Source organism: Micromonospora sp. 050-3, from assembly GCF_046549335.1.
Classification (GTDB): Bacteria; Actinomycetota; Actinomycetes; order Mycobacteriales; family Micromonosporaceae; genus Micromonospora; species Micromonospora trifolii.
Window position 1 is genome coordinate 107,121 of record NZ_JAJPVX010000004.1, and the last position, 17,516, is coordinate 124,636.

Genomic DNA, 17,516 nt, shown 5'->3' on the forward strand with positions numbered 1-17,516 from the left:
CGGCGTGGTGGTCACCACGCCGGGGCGTTTGTCGATGTGCGGGTCGGGTCACTCGTGGGTAGTGCCGCCCTCGTTGCCCTCGTAGCCGCCCTCGCGCTCGATGATCGGCGACGGAGGGGCCGCCGGGGTGAGCGGCACCGCGACCGGTGCCTGGCCGGTGACCGTGTTGCCGTTGCCGAAGTCGAAGGTCACGACGACGTTCTGCCCGGAGCGCAGCGCCTCGTTCAGGCCGATGAGCCGGAGCTGGGTGGTGGCCTCGGAGTTGAACTGGATGTAGCTCAACGGCGCCAGCTCGATCCGGGCCGGCTGGCCCGGGGCGGAGGGGCTGGCCGAACCGGACGCCCGCGCCGACTCCGGGGCGGACGGGGTGGCCGAGGACGACCCGGTCTCGGAGGGCGTCACCGACGGGGTCGGCGAACCGGACGTCGAGTTCGACGGGCTGCCCGAACCGGACGGCGACGGGCTCATGGAGGCGGACTCCGAGGCGGACGGCGACGGGCTCGCCGAGCCGCCGCTGATCACCACCTCGCGGGCGCTCTCCGTGGTGACGGTGACAGTCACCGTCTCCTTGGAGTCGTTGTAGATCACCGCGCCGAGCCCGGCGTCCTGGCCGGCCTTGTAACCCTCGGTGCCCGGAAAGTCCACGAGCAGGCCTCGCACCGAGAAGGAACCGTTGCTGGTCGTGAGGCTGACGCCCTGGACCGACGGCTCCTTCAACGCGGTCTCGGCGATCTGACCGGTGCCGCATCCGGAAGCCAGCAGGCTGGCCGCCGCAATCCCGGACAGCAACAGGGCCGCCCGCCGGGATCCCCTGATCGAGCGCGTCACGTCGGTCCTCCTCGTCACAATCCCCACCCGGGTCGTACGCCGGGCACGGTGGCCATACCCGCGCAGACCGCGCTCCAGGGTAGTTGGGACTGATCGAGGCCCGCACGCGGACCCGGCAATGCCACCTGCCCGGGTGGCGTTCACACCACCCGACCGCTCGCCACCAGCAGAACCACGTCGATCAGGGCCACCAGCATCACCGCCCGGAAGGCCGCCACCGGCCGCCGGCCGGCCCGGATCGCCGAGCGCCCGGCGTACCAGCTCAGCGGCGGCACCACGGCGGCCGTGCCGACCGCCGCCCAGCCGATCGCCGACGGCGGCCCGGGTGGTCCGAGGACCAGGGTCGCTGTCGCCGCGAGGAGGAGACCCGCCGCGGCTACCCGGCTGCCGGCGGCGCCCAGCCGGTGGGGCAGGCCGCGCACGCCGGTGCGGGCGTCGTCGGCCAGGTCGGGCAGCACGTTGGCGAAGTGGGCGCCGGCGCCCAGGCAGGCCGCCGCCGTCACCAGCCAGACCGGCGGGGCCGGCTGATCGGGCAGCGCCAGCACCACGAAGGCGGGCAGCGCGCCGAACGACACGGCGTAGGGCAGCACCGAGAACGCGGTCGCCTTGAGCGGCCAGTCGTAGAGCAGGGCGGAGACCAGGGCGAGTGTCAGCCAGAACGCCGCCACCGGGTTCGTGGTCAGCGCCAGCAGCGGGCAGGCCACCGCGGCCGCCGCGGCGGCCCAGGCCGTGACGCGTCGACCGACCGCGCCACTGGCGACCGGTTTGTCGGTACGCCCCACAGTGGCGTCCCGCTCGGCGTCCAGCGCATCGTTGGTCCAGCCGACGGCGAGTTGGCTGGCCAGCACGGCGAGCACCACCGAGACGATTCCGGCCGGCCGGTGGCCGACTCCCCAGGCCAGCAGACCGGCCACCGTGGTCACCGCTGCGGCCGGTTCCGGATGGCTCGCTCTGACCAGCCCTAACACCCTCGACGACATAAGGGAAGTCTGGTCGTTACCGAGCAGTCGTGCCACGCTCGGTCCCATGCGAGACGTGGCTGCGGCCGGGGCGTCCACCGGTCCGAGGGTGCTGCCGCGAAACGATCCGCGTCAGTACGACGATCTGGCCGGTGAGTGGTGGCGGCCCGATGGCGCGTTCGCGATGCTGCACTGGCTGGCCGAGGCCCGTGCCGCGCTGGTGCCGCCGGCCACCCGTCCGGACGCGCTGCTCGTCGATCTGGGATGCGGCGCCGGCCTGCTCGCGCCACACCTGGCCGGCAAGGGCTATCGCCACGTCGGGGTGGATCTGACCCGCTCGGCGCTGGTCCAGGCGGCCCAGCACGGCGTGCGGGTGGTCCAGGGTGATGCCACAGCGGTCCCGCTGCCTGACGGCTGCGCCGACGTGGTCTCGGCGGGTGAGCTGCTGGAGCACGTGCCGGCCTGGCCGCGCGCGGTGGCCGAGGCGTGTCGGCTGCTGCGCCCCGGTGGCGTGCTGGTGCTGGACACCCTCAACGACACGGCGGTGGCCCGGCTCGTCGCGGTCCGGATCGCCGAGCGGCTGCCGACGGTGCCCCGTGGCATCCACGATCCACAGTTGTTCGTGGACGCCCGGGCGCTGGTGGCCGAGTGCGCCCGACACGGTGTCGACCTGAGTCTGCGGGGCATCCGCCCCCAGGTCGGCGGCATGTTCGCCTGGCTGCTGCGCCGCGCTCGCGCGAGCCGAACGGCCGGTGCGGTGCCCGCCGGTCGTGCGCCGCGCATCGTGCCGACCCGCTCCACCGCCGTGCTGTACCAGGGCCGGGGGGTCCGCAAAGGATAGTCCGGCCGTGGCGGGGTATGGAACGCCGAGGAGGAACGAGATGACGGTGCACGCGCTTGAGGCAGCACGCCGGTTGGCGCCGCGGTTCGCCGCGCGGGCGGCCGAGCACGACCGGGATGGTTCCTTCCCCGTGGACGACTTCGCCGACCTGCGCGAGGCCGGCCTGTTCGGGCTGATGGTGCCCAGGGCGCTCGGCGGTCTGGGCGCCACCTTCGCCGAGTACGCCGCGGTGGCCACTGAGCTTGCCCGGGGCAACGGTGCGACGGCCCTGGTGTTCAACATGCACGCCTCGGTGACCGGCGCGCTGGGCGCTGTCACCGAGGAGCTGGCCGAGGCGCTGGGCGTACCGGACGAGGCGCTGGTCGCCCGCGACCGGCTGCTCAGCGCGGCGGCCCAGGGCTCCTGGTACGCGGTCGCGATGAGCGAGCGTGGCGCGGGCGCGCGGCTGTCCCAGCTGACCACCGCGTACGAGCCGACCGACGGCGGCTGGCATCTCAAGGGCAGCAAGACCTTCTGCTCCGGCGCCGGGCACGCGGACGGCTATCTGGTGGCGGCGCGCAGCGCGGCCGACCAGTCGGTGGTCTCACAGTTCCTGGTGCCGGCCGGCGACGGTTTGACAGTGGAGCCGACCTGGGACTCGCTCGGCATGCGCGCCACCTCGTCCCACGACCTGCACCTGGACGTCACAGTGCCCGCCGATCGGCTGCTCGGTGGGGTGGAGGGGTTGGCGCTGGTGGTGGCCCAGCTGATGCCGCACTGGCTGGTGGCCAGCTACGCGGCCGTCTACGTGGGGGTGGCCCGCGCGGCGATCGACGCGGCGGCCGAGCACCTCAACGCCCGCAACCTGGCCGGTCTGCCGGCGGTGCGGGCCCGGCTGGGTCGGGCGGACGCGGCGACGGCAGCCGCTCAGCTGGTGGTGGCCGAGGCGGCCCGCCGGGTGGACGGGGCGCCCGGTGACGAGGAGACCAACCGCTGGGTGTGGCGGGCGAAGCTGCTCGCCGGGACCACTGCCGCCGAGGTGGCGGCGTCGGTGCTGGAGGCGGCGGGCACCTCGGCGACCCGCCGTGGTCACCCGTTGGAGCGGCTCTACCGCGACGCCCGCTGCGGCTCACTGCATCCGGCCACGTCGGATGTCTGCGCCGACTGGCTCGGCATCGCCGCGCTGGGCGGCGACCCGGATCGTGACGGATCGGCACCGCGTTGGTGAGCCCGCCGCACCGGGCTCGCGCGGAAGGACGACCAGTCGAGGTGGCTGGTGGGACGGCCAGGGGGAGGACAGCTTCTGACGAGAGGTGGGGATCGTGTCCGTACCAGTGATCGCGGGGCTCGGGACAGCGCAGCCGCCGTCCGCTTCGCAGGACGAGTTGTGGGAGGGCTTCTTCTCCCGGCACTTCTCCGGCACCACCCGGTCGTTGGCCCAGCGAATCTTCGCCAACTCGGGGGTGACCCGTCGGCAGGCCGCGGTCAACCCGCTGCTGGAGGACGTCTCGGACTGGCCGACCGAGCGCCGGATGCGCCGCTACCAGGTGGAGGCGCTGCCGCTCGGCAAGGAGGCGGTGGGTCGGGCGTTGACCGCGGCCGGGCTGAGCGCCGGCGACATCGGGCTGTTCGTCGTCTGCTCCTGCACCGGGTACGCCACCCCCGGGCTGGACATCCTGCTCGCCCGGGACCTGGGCATGGCTGCGGACACCCAGCGGATGTTCATCGGCCACATGGGCTGTTACGCGGCGTTGCCCGGGCTCGGCGCGGCGAGTGACTTCGTCACCGCCCGGGGGCGGCCGGCGCTACTGCTCTGCGCGGAGCTGACCAGCCTGCACATCCAGCCGTCCAGCGCCCGGGTGGACACCCAGCAGATCGTCTCCCACGCGCTCTTCTCGGACGCGGCGGTCGCCGCTGTGATCGTGCCGGGCGGCTCGGGGTACGCGGTGCGCGAGGTCACCGCCGTCACCGACACCTCCACCGCCGACCACATGACCTGGGACGTCACCGACGCGGGGTTCCGGATGGGGCTGTCGCCGAAGGTGCCGCAGGTGCTGTCGAGGCACGTCCGAGGGCTGGTCGACGATCTGTTGGCACGGCACGGTGTCGCCAGCTCCGAGGTGGACGGTTGGGCGGTGCACCCGGGCGGGCCGCGGATCCTCAACGTGGTCGAGCGGGAGTTGGCGTTGCCCCCGCTGGGGCTGGCGGCGTCCCGGGCGACGCTGGACGAGCACGGCAACTGCTCGTCGCCGACAGTGCTGCTGATCCTGGACCGGTTGGGTAGGGCGACACCGGCGGCTCGGCGCATCGTCATGCTGGCCTTCGGCCCCGGCCTCACCCTGTACGCCGCCCTGCTCGATCGACAGGACTGAACCTCGTCGGCCCGGCCGGTACGCTCGGGGGGTGGATGCGACGGCGGACGACCGGCTGCGCTCGGTGGTGCTGTTTGGTGCTGCGGTGGCCGTCCTGGTCGCCGGTGGCTGGTGGTGGCGTGCCGCCGCGCCCGCGTCGACGGCCGGGGCGGCTGTCCCTTCGGCGGCGGCGGTGCCATCGGTCGGGCCGAGCGTCAGCACCCCAATGGAACGTCTCCTCGCGGCTGAGGAGCCTGATGAGCGGCTGACGGTGCGGATGGACCCCAACACCGGCGAGGTCCTCCGGGTGCGAAGCGGCCCGCGGCTGGTGATCGACCCGGAGTCCGGCTCGATCAGCGACATCGAGGGCGATCCTGGGGCGCTCTTCGCCCCGGGCGACCTGCCCGTGTTCTACCACACGATCTGGCGGGAGCAGCGGGACCTCGCCCCCGGCCAGGAAGTGACCCGGCAGGCCGGCAACGACGGTGCACGCTACCTGCTCCAGTACCAGTGCACCCGCCCCGGCGCGATGGCGGTTACGACCGACGGCGCCAAGATCAACGGTCCGGTGCGCATCGACTGCGACGGCACGATCGCCAATGCCGAGGTGCTGCCCGGCGCCGGGCCGTTCCGGGTGTCGCTGTCGGCCGTCGACCGGCCCATCGACATCCAGGCTCAGCTCGTCGCCCTGCCCCCTCGCTGACAGGGCCGCTCAGGCGGCCAGGGCGCTCAGGTCGTTCCGGTAGGAGTCGCTGGTGCCGAGCTCGGGCAGCACCCGGGTCACGATGCCGGCCCGGTCGACAAACAGGGCGGTCGCGGCGCCGGGGCGGGCCGGTTGACCGAGGAACGAGCGCAGCCCTGCGGCGGGGTCGGCCAGGGCGCGAGCCTGCCGCCCGATGGTGGGCCCGGCCGGGACCGTCCGCCCCCCGGTGACGGTGACCACTGAGACGCCGGCGGGGGCGGCCGCCAAAGCGTCGGTGACCCGGTCCGGGCAGGGGCAGCCGTCCAACAGAATGATCATGGCGGGTAGCAGGCCGCGCAGTGGCACTGTCGCGTCGTCCGCGTCTACCAGGTCCAGTGCGGGCAGCGCCCGACCGACGAGGGTCGCGGGCGGCGCGTAGGGGGCCGGGGTCGGCCGGTCGGTGCCGCGGTTGGCTCGGGGCCAGGTGACCACCAGCAGGCCGGCCAGCGTGGTGAGGACCGCTACCAGCAGGACCAGCAGTGGCAGGCCCAGAGCCCGGTGACCGCCCGGGAGCCCGCTGGCCCGGCGCAGCTCACGACGGATCTGGGCGGCCTCGGCGGCCAGCGCGGAGGCGTCGTCGGGAACCACCACGCGGCCCCATTCAGGCGGAAGGCCGGGCAGGCCGTCGGCTGGCCCGTGACCCTCTGCGTCCGGCTTGCCCATCGGACCTCCTGGAAGCGTCTCGAGAGCGGAGTGCGGCTCGGTCTCCAGGGTCGCGCACCAGGGGCTCCTCCCGCTACATCTGGGCGCGGTCCTGCTGGCCGGGCTACCATGGGAGGAGCGCATAGCCCTTGATCTCGACGTTCTGTTCGCCCGTACCGGCCAGTCATTTGTGCGTTACGGAGCGTGTGCGAACCATTGGTTTGACCGCCTGTCAAGCTGAAGCAAGACCTCTCACAGGGCCCCTGAGCTGCGCCAATGGTCAGGACATCGGAGAGACATCAGTGCCTGACCGTGTTACCCTAGACACAGCGAAAGGGGTTTCGAACCTATGGTTTTCAGTGTCGGCGAGACCGTTGTTTACCCCCACCACGGGGCCGCACTCATCGAGGCAATCGAGACTCGGATCATCAAGGGCGAGCCTAAGAAATACCTCGTCCTGAGGGTCGCGCAGGGTGACCTGACGGTCCGGGTGCCCGCCGAGAATGCCGAGATCGTGGGTGTGCGCGAGGTGGTCGGCGAAGAGGGCCTCGGTAAGGTCTTCGACGTTCTCCGGGCTCCGCACACCGAGGAGCCGACCAACTGGTCGCGGCGTTACAAGGCCAACCTGGAAAAGCTGGCTTCCGGCAACCCGCTGAAGGTCGCCGAGGTCGTGCGTGACCTGTGGCGCCGGGAGCGGGAGCGGGGCCTCTCTGCGGGCGAGAAGCGGATGCTCGCCAAGGCCCGCGACATTCTCGTCGGCGAGGTCGCGCTGGCCGAGAAGAGCACCAAGGATGAGGCGGAGACGCTGCTCGACAAGGTCCTCACCGAGGCCTAGTCCGCACAGCATCGTCGTACCCACTTCACAGTGAAGAAACCACCGAGGACCGCGACGTGACCGCGCAGCTCAACCCGCGCGGTGACGTCGCGGTCCTCGTGCCTGCGGCGGGTGCCGGCGTACGGCTCGGCCCCGGCCGACCCAAGGCGCTGCGCCTGCTCGCCGGTGAACCGTTGTTGGTGCACGCCGTGCGTCGACTGGCCGCCGCGCCGTCGGTGCACACCATCGTGGTGGCCGCGCCGGCCGCCGAGGTGCAGGCCGTCCGCGAGTTGTTGGCTCCGGTCGCACCGGTGATCGTGGTGCCCGGCGGTGCGGAACGACAGGCGTCGGTCGCCGCCGCGCTGGCCGCGGTGCCCGCCGGCCCGACGATCGTCCTGGTGCACGATGCCGCCCGGGCGCTCACCCCACCCGAGCTGGTCGAATCCGTCGCGGCGGCGGTCCGTGGCGGGCGTGACGCGGTGATCCCGGTTCTGCCGGTCGTCGACACGATCAAGGAAGTCGGCGCCGACGAGGTGGTGCTCGGCACCGTCGACCGGTCCGCCCTGCGCGCGGTGCAGACCCCGCAGGGTTTCCGTCGGGCCGTGCTCAGCGCCGCCCACGCCGCCGCCGGTGACTCCCTCACCGACGACGCCGGGCTGGTCGAGAAGCAGGGCGTCACGGTGAGCTGCGTGCCCGGCTCGGAGTACGCAGTGAAAATCACCCGACCGTTCGACCTGGCTCTGGCCGAGCATCTGCTTGCCGCGGCCGGCTGACGCGTACCCTCTGATCATGATCGTTCCCCGGGTGGCCATCGGCACCGACGTGCACACGTTCGAGCCGGGCCGGCCATGCTGGGTGGCCGGGCTGCTCTGGCCCGACCAGGACGGCCTCGCCGGGCACTCGGACGCCGACGTGGCCGCGCACGCCGCCTGCAACGCGTTGCTCTCCGCCGCCGGTCTCGGTGATCTCGGTTCCGCCTTCGGGGTGGGCCAGCCGGAGTGGGCCGGCGCGTCCGGGGTGGCGCTGCTGACCGAGACGGCCCGCCGGGTGCGGGCCGCCGGCCTGGAGATCGGCAACGTGTCCGTGCAGGTCATCGGCAACCGTCCCAAGATCGGCCGGCGCCGTGCGGAGGCGCAGGACGTCCTCTCCGCCGCGGTCGGCGCCCCGGTCACCGTCTCGGCGGCGACCACCGACGGGCTCGGCTTCGCCGGCCGTGAGGAAGGCTTGGCCGGGGTCGCTGTGGCCCTGGTGTACGACGCGCCGGCCGCCTAAGCTCGCCGCGATGTCCAGCGACCCCGCCCCCGACCAGTCCGCCGCCGACGGCTACGTCCAGCGGGCCCAACTCCTCGCCGAACTCGGCCGCTACGACGAGGCGGCCGGGGAACTGGCCTACGGGTTGGCCCTCCAGCCGGATGACGTTGACGCGCTCACCATGCTGGCCCGGGTGCACCTGGCCGCCGACCGCCCCGCCGAGGCGCTCACCGCCGCCGACACGGCAGTGGCCGCCGCGCCGGAGGCTCTGCCGCCGCTGGTCGCCAAGGGCATGGCCCTGGCCGACCTGGAGCGCTACAGCGAGTCGGCGGCCACCGCCGACCGGATCCTCGCCCTCGGCCCTGCCGACGCGTACGCCCAGCGGAGCGCGGCGGCGATCCTGGCCGGCGCCCGCAACGGTCAGCCGGCTCTGAACGCGGCCTGGCGCGGTGTCGAGTTGGCCCCGCAGGAGCCCCAGGCGCACCTGGTGCTCAGCCTGGTCGCCGCCCGCCTGGACCTGTTCGACCTGGCCGAGCGGGCCTACCGCGAGGCGCTGCGGCTCGACCCGCGGATCGGCGAGGCCGGCCACGACGTGGGGGTCATGCGGCTGGAGCAGCGCCGCTGGTCGGAGGCGTTGGAGCACGTCGCCGAGGCGGTGACGGTCAGCCCGAGCCGGATCGACTCGCCACGAACCCTCGCGTACGGGCTGCACCGCCTGGTGCTCTACGGCGCGGGCTGGTCACTGGTCACGGCGGTGCTGGTCGCGTTCGCCGCGTCGGCGAGCGACGGGTTCTCTCGCGTCCTGGCGGTGCTCGCCGCGCTCACCGGCGGGGTCATCGTCTGGCAGCTCGCGGCCCGGCTGCCCGGGCTGACCCGGACCGTCCTGCCCACCCTGCTGCACTCGGACCGGGCGATGGCCCTTGCCATCTACGCCGTGGCCGCCGCGCCGCTGCTGCTGCTGGTGTATGCCATGGTCGGCTCCCCGTGGCCCCTGGTGCTGGCCATCGCCGTGAGTGCGGTAGCCGAGTTCGCCGTCTTCACCAGAACCGCAATCCGCCCCTGACCCTGCGGCCCGCAGGAATGCAGTCCCACGGGCGTTGTGCCCCGCCCCACGTTGATCATGGAGTTGTGGTGCCCGTCTTGTAACCTCGCGGACGCTTTGTCACCCACCACAACTCCATGATCGACCCGGCGGTCGGTGGGGGCGGGGGCGGGGCGGGCTAGACGGAACGCGCCCAGGTCCAGGCGTACCCCTCGTCTTCGCAGGCGCTGGCTGCGTCGCAGAGATCCAGTGGGCGGAAGGTGTCGACCATGACGGCCAGCTCGTCGAAGTAGTCCGCGCCGATGGAACGCTCGGCGGCACCCGGCTGGGGGCCGTGGGTGAAACCGGACGGGTGCAGGGAGATCGAGCCCTGCTCGATGCCGGAACCGCGCCGCGCCTCGTAGTTGCCCCCGGTGTAGAAGAGCATCTCGTCGGAGTCGACGTTGTGGTGGTTGTACGGCACCGGGATCGACTGCGGGTGGTAGTCGACCTTGCGGGGCACGAACGAGCAGATGACGAAGTTGGGCCCCTGGAAGGTCTGGTGCACCGGCGGCGGCTGGTGGATGCGGCCGGTGATCGGCTCGAAGTCGTGGATGGAGAACGCCCACGGGTAGAGGTGCCCGTCCCAGCCGACCACGTCGAACGGGTGGTGGGCGTAGACGTAGCGGGTCCAGCCGCGCCGGTGCCGGACCAGCACCTCGACCTCCTCGCCGTCGACGAGCAGCGGGGTGTCGGGGCCGCGGACGTCCCGCTCGCAGTACGGCGAGTGCTCCAGGAACTGGCCGCGTACGGAGAGGTAGCGCTTGGGCGGGCCGATGTGCCCGGAGGCCTCGACGGCGAGCAGCCGAACGGGCTGGTCGCCGGTGGGCACCAGCCGGTGGATGGTCGAGGTGGGGATGACGACGTAGTCGCCGGCGACCGCGTCCAGCACCCCGAACGGGGACTCGACCCGCAGGGTGCCGGACTCGACGTAGAGGCAGTGGTCGCCGGTGGCGTCGCGGAACAGCGGTGAGGGGCGGTCGGCGAGGACGTAGCCGATCCGTACGTCGTCGTTGGCGAGCAGGTACTGCCGGCCGAGGATGGGGTCGGAACCGCCGGTGTCCAGTTTGTGGGTGCGCAGGTGGCGGGGCTTGAGCGGCAGGTTCGGCGCCCTGGTGAACGCGGGCGGGGTGAACTCGTCGGCGGCCAGGATCGCGGTGGGCGCGTGCCGGTGGTAGAGCAGGGACGAGTCGGAGGAGAAGCCCTCCTGGCCCATCAACTCCTCGGCGTAGAGGCTGCCGTCGGGCTGCCGGAACTGGGTGTGGCGCTTGCGCGGCACCTCGCCGACGCTGCGGTAATACGGCATCTCGCCTCCCGATAGTTCCCGTTCACCGGCCGAAGGCGTCCGATAATCGGACGCTGTTGTCCGTTCCTCGTAGCGTCCCGTACATTCTTGTTCCGTGTCAACGCAGGTGCCAGCACTCCTCCACGGCCTGGTGGACGACGCCGCCGTCTTCCCACCGGGCAGCGCCGCGCTGCACGACGCCCTGGCCGCCCACCGCCAACACCGCGCCGCCTGGTTCGCCGACCTGGTCGGCCCGCTGCTGATCCCCGCCTCGGACGTGGCCGCCGGTGAGCTGAGCGGTCTCGTCGACCCGGGCGAGGGCCTGGTGGTCGGCGTGATCGGTGACACCGGGATCGGGAACCTGCCGTTCGCGCTGTCGTTTCTCGCCCCCGACGGCGTCACCGCGCGTCAGGTCGAGGTGGCGGTCGCCAAGCGCGGCGAGGACCCGCTGCCCGGCATCGCCGAGTTGCTGCGGCTGACCGACGAGCTGCCGGGCGTGGAGGCCGTCTACGCCGAGCTGCCGCTGACCTTCGGGCTGATGGGCGCACTGGACGCGCTCGTCGCCGCGCGGGCCGACGGGGCGCCGATCGCGGCCAAGTTCCGCACCGGCGGCCTGGCCGCCGAACTCTTCCCCACCCCGACCGAGCTGGCCACTGTGATCTGCGCCTGCCGGGACCGGGGCCTGCCGTTCAAGCTCACCGCCGGGCTGCACCAGGCGATCCGACACCTGGATCCGGAGACCGGGTTCACCCACCACGGCTACGCCAACGTGCTGGCCGCGACCCTGGCCGCCGCCGACGGTGACGGTGTGCGCTCGGTCGCCGAGCTGCTGACAGTGGTCGACCCGCGCCCCCTGGTGCAGCGCACGACGGCACGGCTGGACGGGCCTCGCCCCCTGTGGGTGGGCTTCGGCTCGTGCAGCATCCTGGAACCACTGACCGATCTGATCCGGCTTGGGCTGGTGAACGGGGGCTACGACGCATGACCTGGGTGACCGGCGCCGACGGTTCGCCGTACGGGGTGACGAACCTGCCGTACGGGGTGTTCCGGCAGAACGGGGGTCCGTCGCGGATCGGCGTACGGATCGGGTCCTGGGTCTTCGACCTCGCGGGGGCTGAGGCCGCCGAGCTGGTGCTGGCCGCCGGCACGCTGTGCCGGCCCGTGCTCAACGACTTCATGGCCCTGGGTCGTCCGCAGTGGACGGCGGTGCGACAGCGGCTCACCGAGCTTCTGACCGACCCGGCGCACCGGGCCGCTGTGGAGCCGCTGCTGGTGCCCCTCGCCGACGTGGAGCTGCTGCTCCCCATCGAGGTGGCCGACTACGTCGACTTCTACTCATCCGTTCACCACGCGGCGAACGTCGGGCAGATCTTCCGCCCCGGCCAGCCGCCGCTGCTGCCGAACTGGAAGCACCTGCCGATCGGCTACCACGGGCGGGCCGGCACTGTGGTCGTCTCCGGCACGCCGGTGACCCGGCCGACCGGGCAGCGGGCCTCCGCCGAAGGCCCGGTCACCGGCCCATCGGTACGCCTCGACATCGAGGCCGAGGTGGGCTTCGTGGTGGGGGTGCCCAGCGCGTTGGGCGATCGGGTTTCCGTGGACGACTTCGCCGAGCACGTCTTCGGGGTGGTGCTGGTCAACGACTGGTCGGCCCGGGACATCCAGGCCTGGGAGTACCAGCCGCTCGGCCCGTTCCTCGGCAAGTCGTTCGCCACCTCGGTCTCGGCCTGGGTAACGCCGCTGGACGCCCTCGCCGAGGCCAACGTGGCGGCCCCCGACCAGGACCCGCCGGTGGTGGACTACCTGCGGGACGTGCCGCACCTGGGCCTGGACCTGCGCCTGGCGGTCGAGTGGAACGGCGACCAGGTCAGCGAGCCCCCGTTCGCCAGCATGTACTGGACCCCCGCGCAGCAGTTGGCGCACCTCACCGTCAACGGGGCTTCACTGCGTACCGGTGACCTGTACGCCTCCGGGACCGTCTCCGGCCCGGACCGCGGGCAGGTCGGGTCCTTCCTGGAACTGAGCTGGGGCGGGGCCGAGCCGGTCAAGGTGGGCGACGAGAGCCGTACCTTCCTCAACGACGGCGACACGGTGACCATCACGGCCACCGCCCCCGGCCCGGACGGCACCACAATCGCCCTCGGTGAGGTATCCGGCACGGTTCGTCCGGCCCGCTGAGCGGGCACCCGCCATTCGTCTCGTCCACGGGACTCTTGATCGCACAGCGGGTGCGATCAAGAGCCCTCGTTGCGCCGTTGGTCACGCGGATCAAGTCGTCCCACACGCGCCGGGCCCACGCCCGGCCACAGGGGTGGGGCATCCCGACGCACACGGAGGTAACGGCGATGCACGATCTTGCGGGCGCGGTCTGGCGTACCAGCAGCCGCTCAAATGACCAGGGGCTCTGCGTGGAAGTGGCGGACAACCTTGTCGACGTCCATGGTCTGGTCGGAGTCCGCGACTCCAAGGACCAGTCCGGTCCCACACTCGCGGTCAGCCCGCCGGGGTGGACAGCGTTCATCGGCGCGATTCGGGCCGGTCGCTTCGAGCGCTGACCGGCGCTTCGGCGCCGGTCGACGACGACCGGTGCCGGAGCGACCGCCCAATCGGACAGCGTGGCCCCCGGGTGGTGGAATTTCCGTCCCGGGGGCCCCGTCCGGCCCTCACTCCGCGTACCGTCGGGGACACGGGAGGGTGGCATGTCGACGGTGGCGATTACCGGGATCATCGAGGCGCACGCTGTCGATGTCTGGCGTCTGCTGACCGACCTGCCCGGCCGCGCGGCCCGGCTGACCGCAGCCGGCCCGATCGAGGTGCTCACCCCGGGGTCGTTCGGGCCGGGCACCTCCTGGCGCGAGGAACGGGTCCAGCCGGGCGGCGGCACGCTGACCGAAGAGTTCCTGGTGGTCGAGGCGCTCGCACCGCAGCGACTGGTGCTCTGTTCCTCCGGCACCGGCGCGGACTACCGGATCACCTGGAGCCTGCGGCCGGTCCGCCGCCGTCGTCGGGGCTGCACGGCGATCACAGTGACCCACGAGGCGGTGCCGACCGCTCCGTACGGTCGGGTGGTGGCGCTGCTGCTCGGCGGGCTGGCCGCACGGGCGGTCGAGGCGGCGCTCTGGCGTGATCTCGCCGATCTTGCCGTCGCGGCCGGTGCCACCGGCTCCGTCGAAGCCGCCTGAGCGCCAGGCGGTCAGCCCTCGCCGTGACCTGACCGGGGTCCGCCCCAATCCGCTGGGTAGGGTGCCGGGCGGAGGTGCGGCATGAGGTTCCCGAGAGGCCGGCGACGGCTCGTGATCGCGGTCGCGGCGCTGCTCGCGACGGCGGCCGTCGCGGTCATCGTCCACCGGGTCCTCGCACCGGCAGAGGTGAGCACTGTGGCGCGGGCCGACTATCCCGCCCCGGCCCGACCTGCTGCCGGAGTGATCGGTCGGTTGCCGGTCGCCCCGTTGATCGTCGACGGGAGACTGCGGGTGTACGCCGCACACCGCCAGGTCTACGCCGACCGGCCGGTCGACGGCCGGTACCGGACCAGCCCGTACTGGTCGTACCGGCGGTGGCCGGCTGAGCTGACCGGGGTGGTGGCCAGCGGCAGCACCGTGGTCAGCCGCTGGTCCGACGGGCAACTCGTCGCACTCGACGCCCGGACCGGCGGGGTGCTCTGGCGAGCCGACGGCCCGGAGCCCGTCGAGAGCACGGCGCCAGCGCGGCGTACCTGGGCGGCGACGGTCTGGGATGCGCCAGGGCTCCAGCTCACCGACCTTCCCGACGGGCGGATCGTGCTCGTGGTGACCGGGGATTCCCAGGCGCGTGGGGTCGAACTGAGCGGCGGCCGGGAGTTGTGGCGGGTCGACCTGCCCGGCAGGTGCCGTAGCGATGTCGGCACCAGCGCCACCGGGCTGCTGATCGGTCTGGACACCTGCGCCGGGGCGGCCACCGTCGAGTTCCGGGACGCGGCGACGGGTGCCGTGCGTGAGCGTTGGCGACCGCCGGGCGGCCCGGACGGGTTGGTGGTGACGCCGCTCGGCTGTCGTACCGGCGGGTCGGACTGTCTGGGGCTGCGGACCGCCGGGCCGGGCGACGAGGGCGGTCGGGGTTGGCTGTTGGCTGCCGGTTCGCCGGTCGCCGCCCCCGCGTTGGACCCGGCCGGCGCCGCGCTGGTCGGTGAGCAGTCCGTCGCCGTTCTCGACGGGGTCGTTGTGGGTCGATCCGCGCGTACCGGCAGCGAGCTGTGGCGGTCCGCTGGCCTGGGCACGGCCCGTGTGCTGGCCGGGCAACCTGGCCGGGTGCACCTGCTGACCGAGACGAACGATCTGGTGACGCTGGATCCGGCAAGCGGTAGGCAGTTGTCCCGCTTCGCGCTCAACGTCGGCTCGGACGGAACCGGCTGGGCGCCGGGGGCGGTGACGGCCGAGGACGGGTTCGTCGCGGTCGAGCGGCTCCGCAAGCCGGTGGATCCCACCGGCGACGACCGGCGCTACTACTACACCGGGGAGACGGTGATCCTGGCCGCCACCTGATCGTGGCGTCTTCGACAGCGGAACACCGAACCGTTCCATTCCCTTTGTCGTGAAAGGGTACGTTTTTCACGGTTCAGGTTCCCGGTGGAAGGGGTCGGCGCATGGCCAGGACAGCAGCCAACTATCTCGTGGGCGGCGCGCTCGCCGCCACGGCGAGTCTGGCGTTGGCGGTGTCGCCGGTGCTGGCCGCCGACCCCGCCTCCGCGCGCGGGTTCGGCGCCGTCCGGGCCGAGCCGTCGGCGGACACCGGCGTCACCTTCGAGATCCTGCCGGCGACGCCGACACCCACGCCAACGCAACCGGGGCCACCCACACCCACGCCGACGCAACCGGGGCCACCCACGCCCATGCCGACGCAACCCGCACCGGCGCCACCTCAGCCCACGCCCAGCCACGGTGGCCAGCTGCCGGTCACCGGTTCGGGTGGGTCGACGTTGCTGCTCACCGGGCTGGGCGTGACCCTGCTGATCGTCGGTTGGCTCGCCGTCCGGCGTCGGCGCCCGGTCTGACGTACGACCGCCGCCGGCGGCCGGTGGAAGCCAGCCGCCAGCGGCCGACGGTCCGGTGCTCGGCCGCCGGCGTGGGTCACCGTCCGGCTGGGACCCGCTCCCGTGGCCTGCCGGCGGGGGGTCGGGGGGACCGACGGGATCGGCGGGCCAACACCGCGAGGCCGGTGATGAGCAGCAGGCCGGCAACGGCGGCCCCCACGGTCCAGACGGATGTCATCCGGGAGATGACGCTGCCCCGCTTTCCGACCTGACCCGCATCGGGGAACTGGATCTGCGCGGTGACGCTGCGCTTCACCATTCCACTCTCCAGGTTGACCTCGACCTTCCAGGGACCGTTCGGCAACTCGGCCGGTAGTCGGGCGATGACCTGCCCGGAGCCACCCGGCGGTAGCGTGACGCCCTGCCCGACCGCGAATGGGCCGGCCCGGCTGTCGGCTGGCCCCTCGGTCAGGGTGACCGTGCCGGTCAGGTCGATGGCTCGGCCGCCGGTGTTGGTGACCTGAGCGGTCAGCGATGGTTCGCCCTCGGGGCTGCGGGCCGGGCGAAGCTCCCCGATCGAGAAGTCCGAGACCGGCTCGCCGCCGGGTCCGATGTCGAGGTACATCCGGACGCCGACCCGGTGGATCTGGGTGACCTCCCCGCCGTCCCGCGGCGCGGAGGTGGCGGACGCCCAGATCACCCCGTACCGCTCGCCGCGCGAGGCGGCCGACGGCACCGTGATGGTCGCGAGGACCCGCGCCTCGCCCCACGCATCCACCTCCACGGCGGCTTTGTCGAGGGTGATCCACGAGGTCAGCTCGTTGCTCGCGCGGCCTTCGCCGAACTTGAACTCCGAACCCTCTACTGTCGCCGCCGCCGGATACACGTCGATGCGGCGGTCCTGGTCGGTGCGATTGGTGACCAGGAGTTGCCGCTTGATCGTGGTGCCCGGCGGGAGGTGATCGACGATGTACCGCAACGCCCGGGGATCGTCGCGGCGGTTGCTCGGTGCCTCCAGCAGCCGGATCCCGAGGCGGTCGTCGGCGTCCGGCTCGGCCGCGCCGGCCCGGGTCGACAGACCCGGACCGGCGAGGCAGAGCAGCGCCAGTGCGACCGCGACGGTCGACCGGCCCCGGCGGCTAGGCCACCGAATGCGTCACCGTCCCGGTGTAGATGCCCGCGATGCTGTCCAGCGGGACGTTGACGATCAGGGTCGGGTTCCAGGTCGCGGTGTTACCACCGGTGCCGCCGGTGTGGGTGAACGCCGTGAGCGGTGTGACGTTGTTCAGTGGTGCCGCGGCGGCCGCGGTGGCCTGCCCGGGCGTGAAGGTGCCGGTGCCGGTGGTCGCCGTGGCCGGACCAGACCAGTAGTCGATCTCGGTCGCAAGCACCGTCTCGGCTGGGGTGCCGCCGCCGGTCTGGAAGTTCGTCGCCGTCACCGAGGCCACCCAGGAGGCGTCCGCCGCACCCCGGGAGTCGGTGACCGTGACGGGGCCGAGTTGGCCGGTGATGGTGCCGCCGGGCGCGCCGCTGCCCAGGTCGGCGGTGGCCGGCGCGTCGATGTCGAGGGTGCCGACGAGCACCTCGAAGGTGACGGTGGTGGTGTCGGTCGGCGCGGCGGCGGCCGGCGCGGCGAGGAAGCCCACCATGGCGGCGGCGGCCGCGCCGGCGAGACAGATCTTGGCAGTACGCACTGTTCGTTACCCCGTTCTCGAAGTGAGCCGGCGTGAGTCCT

The 17,516-nt window shown here is 72.8% G+C and carries 20 protein-coding genes; 14 read left to right on the plus strand and 6 right to left on the minus strand.

The window, feature by feature from the left end:
* Positions 1-48: 48 nt before the first annotated feature.
* Positions 49-828, minus strand: coding sequence for a hypothetical protein (locus ACLJOK_RS32635; protein ID WP_410822322.1), 780 nt, complete (start codon positions 826-828; stop codon positions 49-51).
* 140 nt (positions 829-968) lie between these two features.
* The gene (locus ACLJOK_RS32640; RefSeq protein WP_410822423.1) at positions 969-1,808 is read right to left on the minus strand and encodes a UbiA family prenyltransferase; all 840 of its coding nucleotides are present in this window, start codon (positions 1,806-1,808) and stop codon (positions 969-971) included.
* Positions 1,809-1,854: 46 nt separating this feature from the next.
* On the opposite strand from ACLJOK_RS32640, the gene ACLJOK_RS32645 reads away from it, so the two are divergent.
* The 4 genes from ACLJOK_RS32645 to ACLJOK_RS32660 all read left to right on the plus strand — a co-directional run bounded on the left by ACLJOK_RS32645 (position 1,855) and on the right by ACLJOK_RS32660 (position 5,661).
* Positions 1,855-2,628 (plus strand): class I SAM-dependent methyltransferase, encoded by a 774-nt coding sequence (locus tag ACLJOK_RS32645; protein WP_410822323.1) that lies wholly within the window; start codon positions 1,855-1,857, stop codon positions 2,626-2,628.
* Positions 2,629-2,668: 40 nt separating this feature from the next.
* Positions 2,669-3,835 (plus strand): acyl-CoA dehydrogenase family protein, encoded by a 1,167-nt coding sequence (locus tag ACLJOK_RS32650; protein WP_410822324.1) that lies wholly within the window; start codon positions 2,669-2,671, stop codon positions 3,833-3,835.
* A gap of 94 nt (positions 3,836-3,929) precedes the next feature.
* Positions 3,930-4,979, plus strand: a complete 1,050-nt coding sequence (locus ACLJOK_RS32655; RefSeq protein WP_410822325.1) for a type III polyketide synthase — start codon at positions 3,930-3,932, stop codon at positions 4,977-4,979.
* A 31-nt stretch (positions 4,980-5,010) separates the two neighbouring features.
* Positions 5,011-5,661 (plus strand): hypothetical protein, encoded by a 651-nt coding sequence (locus ACLJOK_RS32660; RefSeq protein ID WP_410822326.1) that lies wholly within the window; start codon positions 5,011-5,013, stop codon positions 5,659-5,661.
* Between the two features lie 9 nt (positions 5,662-5,670).
* On the opposite strand, the gene ACLJOK_RS32665 is transcribed toward ACLJOK_RS32660, so the two are convergent.
* Positions 5,671-6,363 carry a hypothetical protein gene (locus tag ACLJOK_RS32665; RefSeq protein WP_410822327.1) on the minus strand — a complete coding sequence of 231 codons (693 nt, stop codon included), beginning with the start codon at positions 6,361-6,363 and terminating at the stop codon, positions 5,671-5,673.
* Positions 6,364-6,691: 328 nt separating this feature from the next.
* Between ACLJOK_RS32665 and ACLJOK_RS32670 the strand changes: the two genes are divergently transcribed.
* The 4 genes from ACLJOK_RS32670 to ACLJOK_RS32685 are packed head-to-tail and all read left to right on the plus strand — an operon-like array spanning position 6,692 to position 9,470.
* Positions 6,692-7,177: a CarD family transcriptional regulator gene (locus tag ACLJOK_RS32670; RefSeq protein WP_088950500.1), complete on the plus strand. Its 486-nt coding sequence runs from the start codon at positions 6,692-6,694 to the stop codon at positions 7,175-7,177.
* A 56-nt stretch (positions 7,178-7,233) separates the two neighbouring features.
* On the plus strand, positions 7,234-7,929 hold the full coding sequence (gene ispD / locus ACLJOK_RS32675; RefSeq protein WP_410822329.1) for a 2-C-methyl-D-erythritol 4-phosphate cytidylyltransferase: 696 nt from the start codon (positions 7,234-7,236) through the stop codon (positions 7,927-7,929).
* Positions 7,930-7,942: 13 nt separating this feature from the next.
* Complete coding sequence (gene ispF, locus ACLJOK_RS32680) at positions 7,943-8,428, plus strand: 2-C-methyl-D-erythritol 2,4-cyclodiphosphate synthase (protein ID WP_410822424.1); 486 nt, start codon at positions 7,943-7,945, stop codon at positions 8,426-8,428.
* A 10-nt stretch (positions 8,429-8,438) separates the two neighbouring features.
* Positions 8,439-9,470 carry a tetratricopeptide repeat protein gene (locus ACLJOK_RS32685; RefSeq protein ID WP_410822330.1) on the plus strand — a complete coding sequence of 344 codons (1,032 nt, stop codon included), beginning with the start codon at positions 8,439-8,441 and terminating at the stop codon, positions 9,468-9,470.
* 157 nt (positions 9,471-9,627) lie between these two features.
* Here ACLJOK_RS32685 and ACLJOK_RS32690 read toward each other — a convergent pair whose 3' ends face one another.
* Positions 9,628-10,794, minus strand: coding sequence for a homogentisate 1,2-dioxygenase (locus ACLJOK_RS32690; RefSeq protein WP_410822331.1), 1,167 nt, complete (start codon positions 10,792-10,794; stop codon positions 9,628-9,630).
* 94 nt (positions 10,795-10,888) lie between these two features.
* Between ACLJOK_RS32690 and ACLJOK_RS32695 the strand changes: the two genes are divergently transcribed.
* The 6 genes from ACLJOK_RS32695 (at position 10,889) to ACLJOK_RS32720 (ending at position 15,802) form a co-directional block, all read left to right on the plus strand.
* Positions 10,889-11,758 carry a hypothetical protein gene (locus tag ACLJOK_RS32695; protein WP_410822332.1) on the plus strand — a complete coding sequence of 290 codons (870 nt, stop codon included), beginning with the start codon at positions 10,889-10,891 and terminating at the stop codon, positions 11,756-11,758.
* Positions 11,755-12,951, plus strand: coding sequence for a fumarylacetoacetase (gene fahA / locus ACLJOK_RS32700; protein WP_410822333.1), 1,197 nt, complete (start codon positions 11,755-11,757; stop codon positions 12,949-12,951). The genes ACLJOK_RS32695 and fahA overlap by 4 nt, the downstream gene beginning before the upstream one ends.
* Before the next feature lie 167 nt (positions 12,952-13,118).
* Positions 13,119-13,328, plus strand: coding sequence for a DUF397 domain-containing protein (locus ACLJOK_RS32705; protein ID WP_354940223.1), 210 nt, complete (start codon positions 13,119-13,121; stop codon positions 13,326-13,328).
* Between the two features lie 144 nt (positions 13,329-13,472).
* Entirely contained in the window at positions 13,473-13,955 is a 483-nt protein-coding gene (locus ACLJOK_RS32710) for an SRPBCC family protein (protein WP_091403139.1), read from the plus strand.
* A gap of 81 nt (positions 13,956-14,036) precedes the next feature.
* A complete protein-coding gene (locus ACLJOK_RS32715; protein WP_410822334.1) occupies positions 14,037-15,293 on the plus strand; it encodes a PQQ-binding-like beta-propeller repeat protein in 1,257 nt (418 codons plus the stop codon).
* A 101-nt stretch (positions 15,294-15,394) separates the two neighbouring features.
* The gene (locus ACLJOK_RS32720; RefSeq protein WP_410822335.1) at positions 15,395-15,802 is read left to right on the plus strand and encodes an LPXTG cell wall anchor domain-containing protein; all 408 of its coding nucleotides are present in this window, start codon (positions 15,395-15,397) and stop codon (positions 15,800-15,802) included.
* 76 nt (positions 15,803-15,878) lie between these two features.
* On the opposite strand, the gene ACLJOK_RS32725 is transcribed toward ACLJOK_RS32720, so the two are convergent.
* The gene (locus ACLJOK_RS32725; RefSeq protein ID WP_410822336.1) at positions 15,879-16,760 is read right to left on the minus strand and encodes a hypothetical protein; all 882 of its coding nucleotides are present in this window, start codon (positions 16,758-16,760) and stop codon (positions 15,879-15,881) included.
* 160 nt (positions 16,761-16,920) lie between these two features.
* Positions 16,921-17,475, minus strand: coding sequence for a hypothetical protein (locus tag ACLJOK_RS32730; RefSeq protein ID WP_410822338.1), 555 nt, complete (start codon positions 17,473-17,475; stop codon positions 16,921-16,923).
* Between the last annotated feature and the right edge of the window lie 41 nt (positions 17,476-17,516).

Excerpts from the sequence above, each read along its gene's own strand:
- ACLJOK_RS32640 (WP_410822423.1), bottom strand. The coding sequence starts at position 1,808 with ATGTCGTCGAGGGTGTTAGGGCTGGTCAGAGCGAGCCATCCGGAACCG.
- ACLJOK_RS32645 (WP_410822323.1), top strand. The coding sequence starts at position 1,855 with ATGCGAGACGTGGCTGCGGCCGGGGCGTCCACCGGTCCGAGGGTGCTG.
- ACLJOK_RS32650 (WP_410822324.1), top strand. The coding sequence starts at position 2,669 with ATGACGGTGCACGCGCTTGAGGCAGCACGCCGGTTGGCGCCGCGGTTC.
- ACLJOK_RS32665 (WP_410822327.1), bottom strand. The coding sequence starts at position 6,363 with ATGGGCAAGCCGGACGCAGAGGGTCACGGGCCAGCCGACGGCCTGCCC.
- ACLJOK_RS32670 (WP_088950500.1), top strand. The coding sequence starts at position 6,692 with ATGGTTTTCAGTGTCGGCGAGACCGTTGTTTACCCCCACCACGGGGCC.
- ACLJOK_RS32685 (WP_410822330.1), top strand. The coding sequence starts at position 8,439 with ATGTCCAGCGACCCCGCCCCCGACCAGTCCGCCGCCGACGGCTACGTC.
- ACLJOK_RS32690 (WP_410822331.1), bottom strand. The coding sequence starts at position 10,794 with ATGCCGTATTACCGCAGCGTCGGCGAGGTGCCGCGCAAGCGCCACACC.
- fahA (WP_410822333.1), top strand. The coding sequence starts at position 11,755 with ATGACCTGGGTGACCGGCGCCGACGGTTCGCCGTACGGGGTGACGAAC.
- ACLJOK_RS32705 (WP_354940223.1), top strand. The coding sequence starts at position 13,119 with ATGCACGATCTTGCGGGCGCGGTCTGGCGTACCAGCAGCCGCTCAAAT.
- ACLJOK_RS32710 (WP_091403139.1), top strand. The coding sequence starts at position 13,473 with ATGTCGACGGTGGCGATTACCGGGATCATCGAGGCGCACGCTGTCGAT.
- ACLJOK_RS32715 (WP_410822334.1), top strand. The coding sequence starts at position 14,037 with ATGAGGTTCCCGAGAGGCCGGCGACGGCTCGTGATCGCGGTCGCGGCG.
- ACLJOK_RS32720 (WP_410822335.1), top strand. The coding sequence starts at position 15,395 with ATGGCCAGGACAGCAGCCAACTATCTCGTGGGCGGCGCGCTCGCCGCC.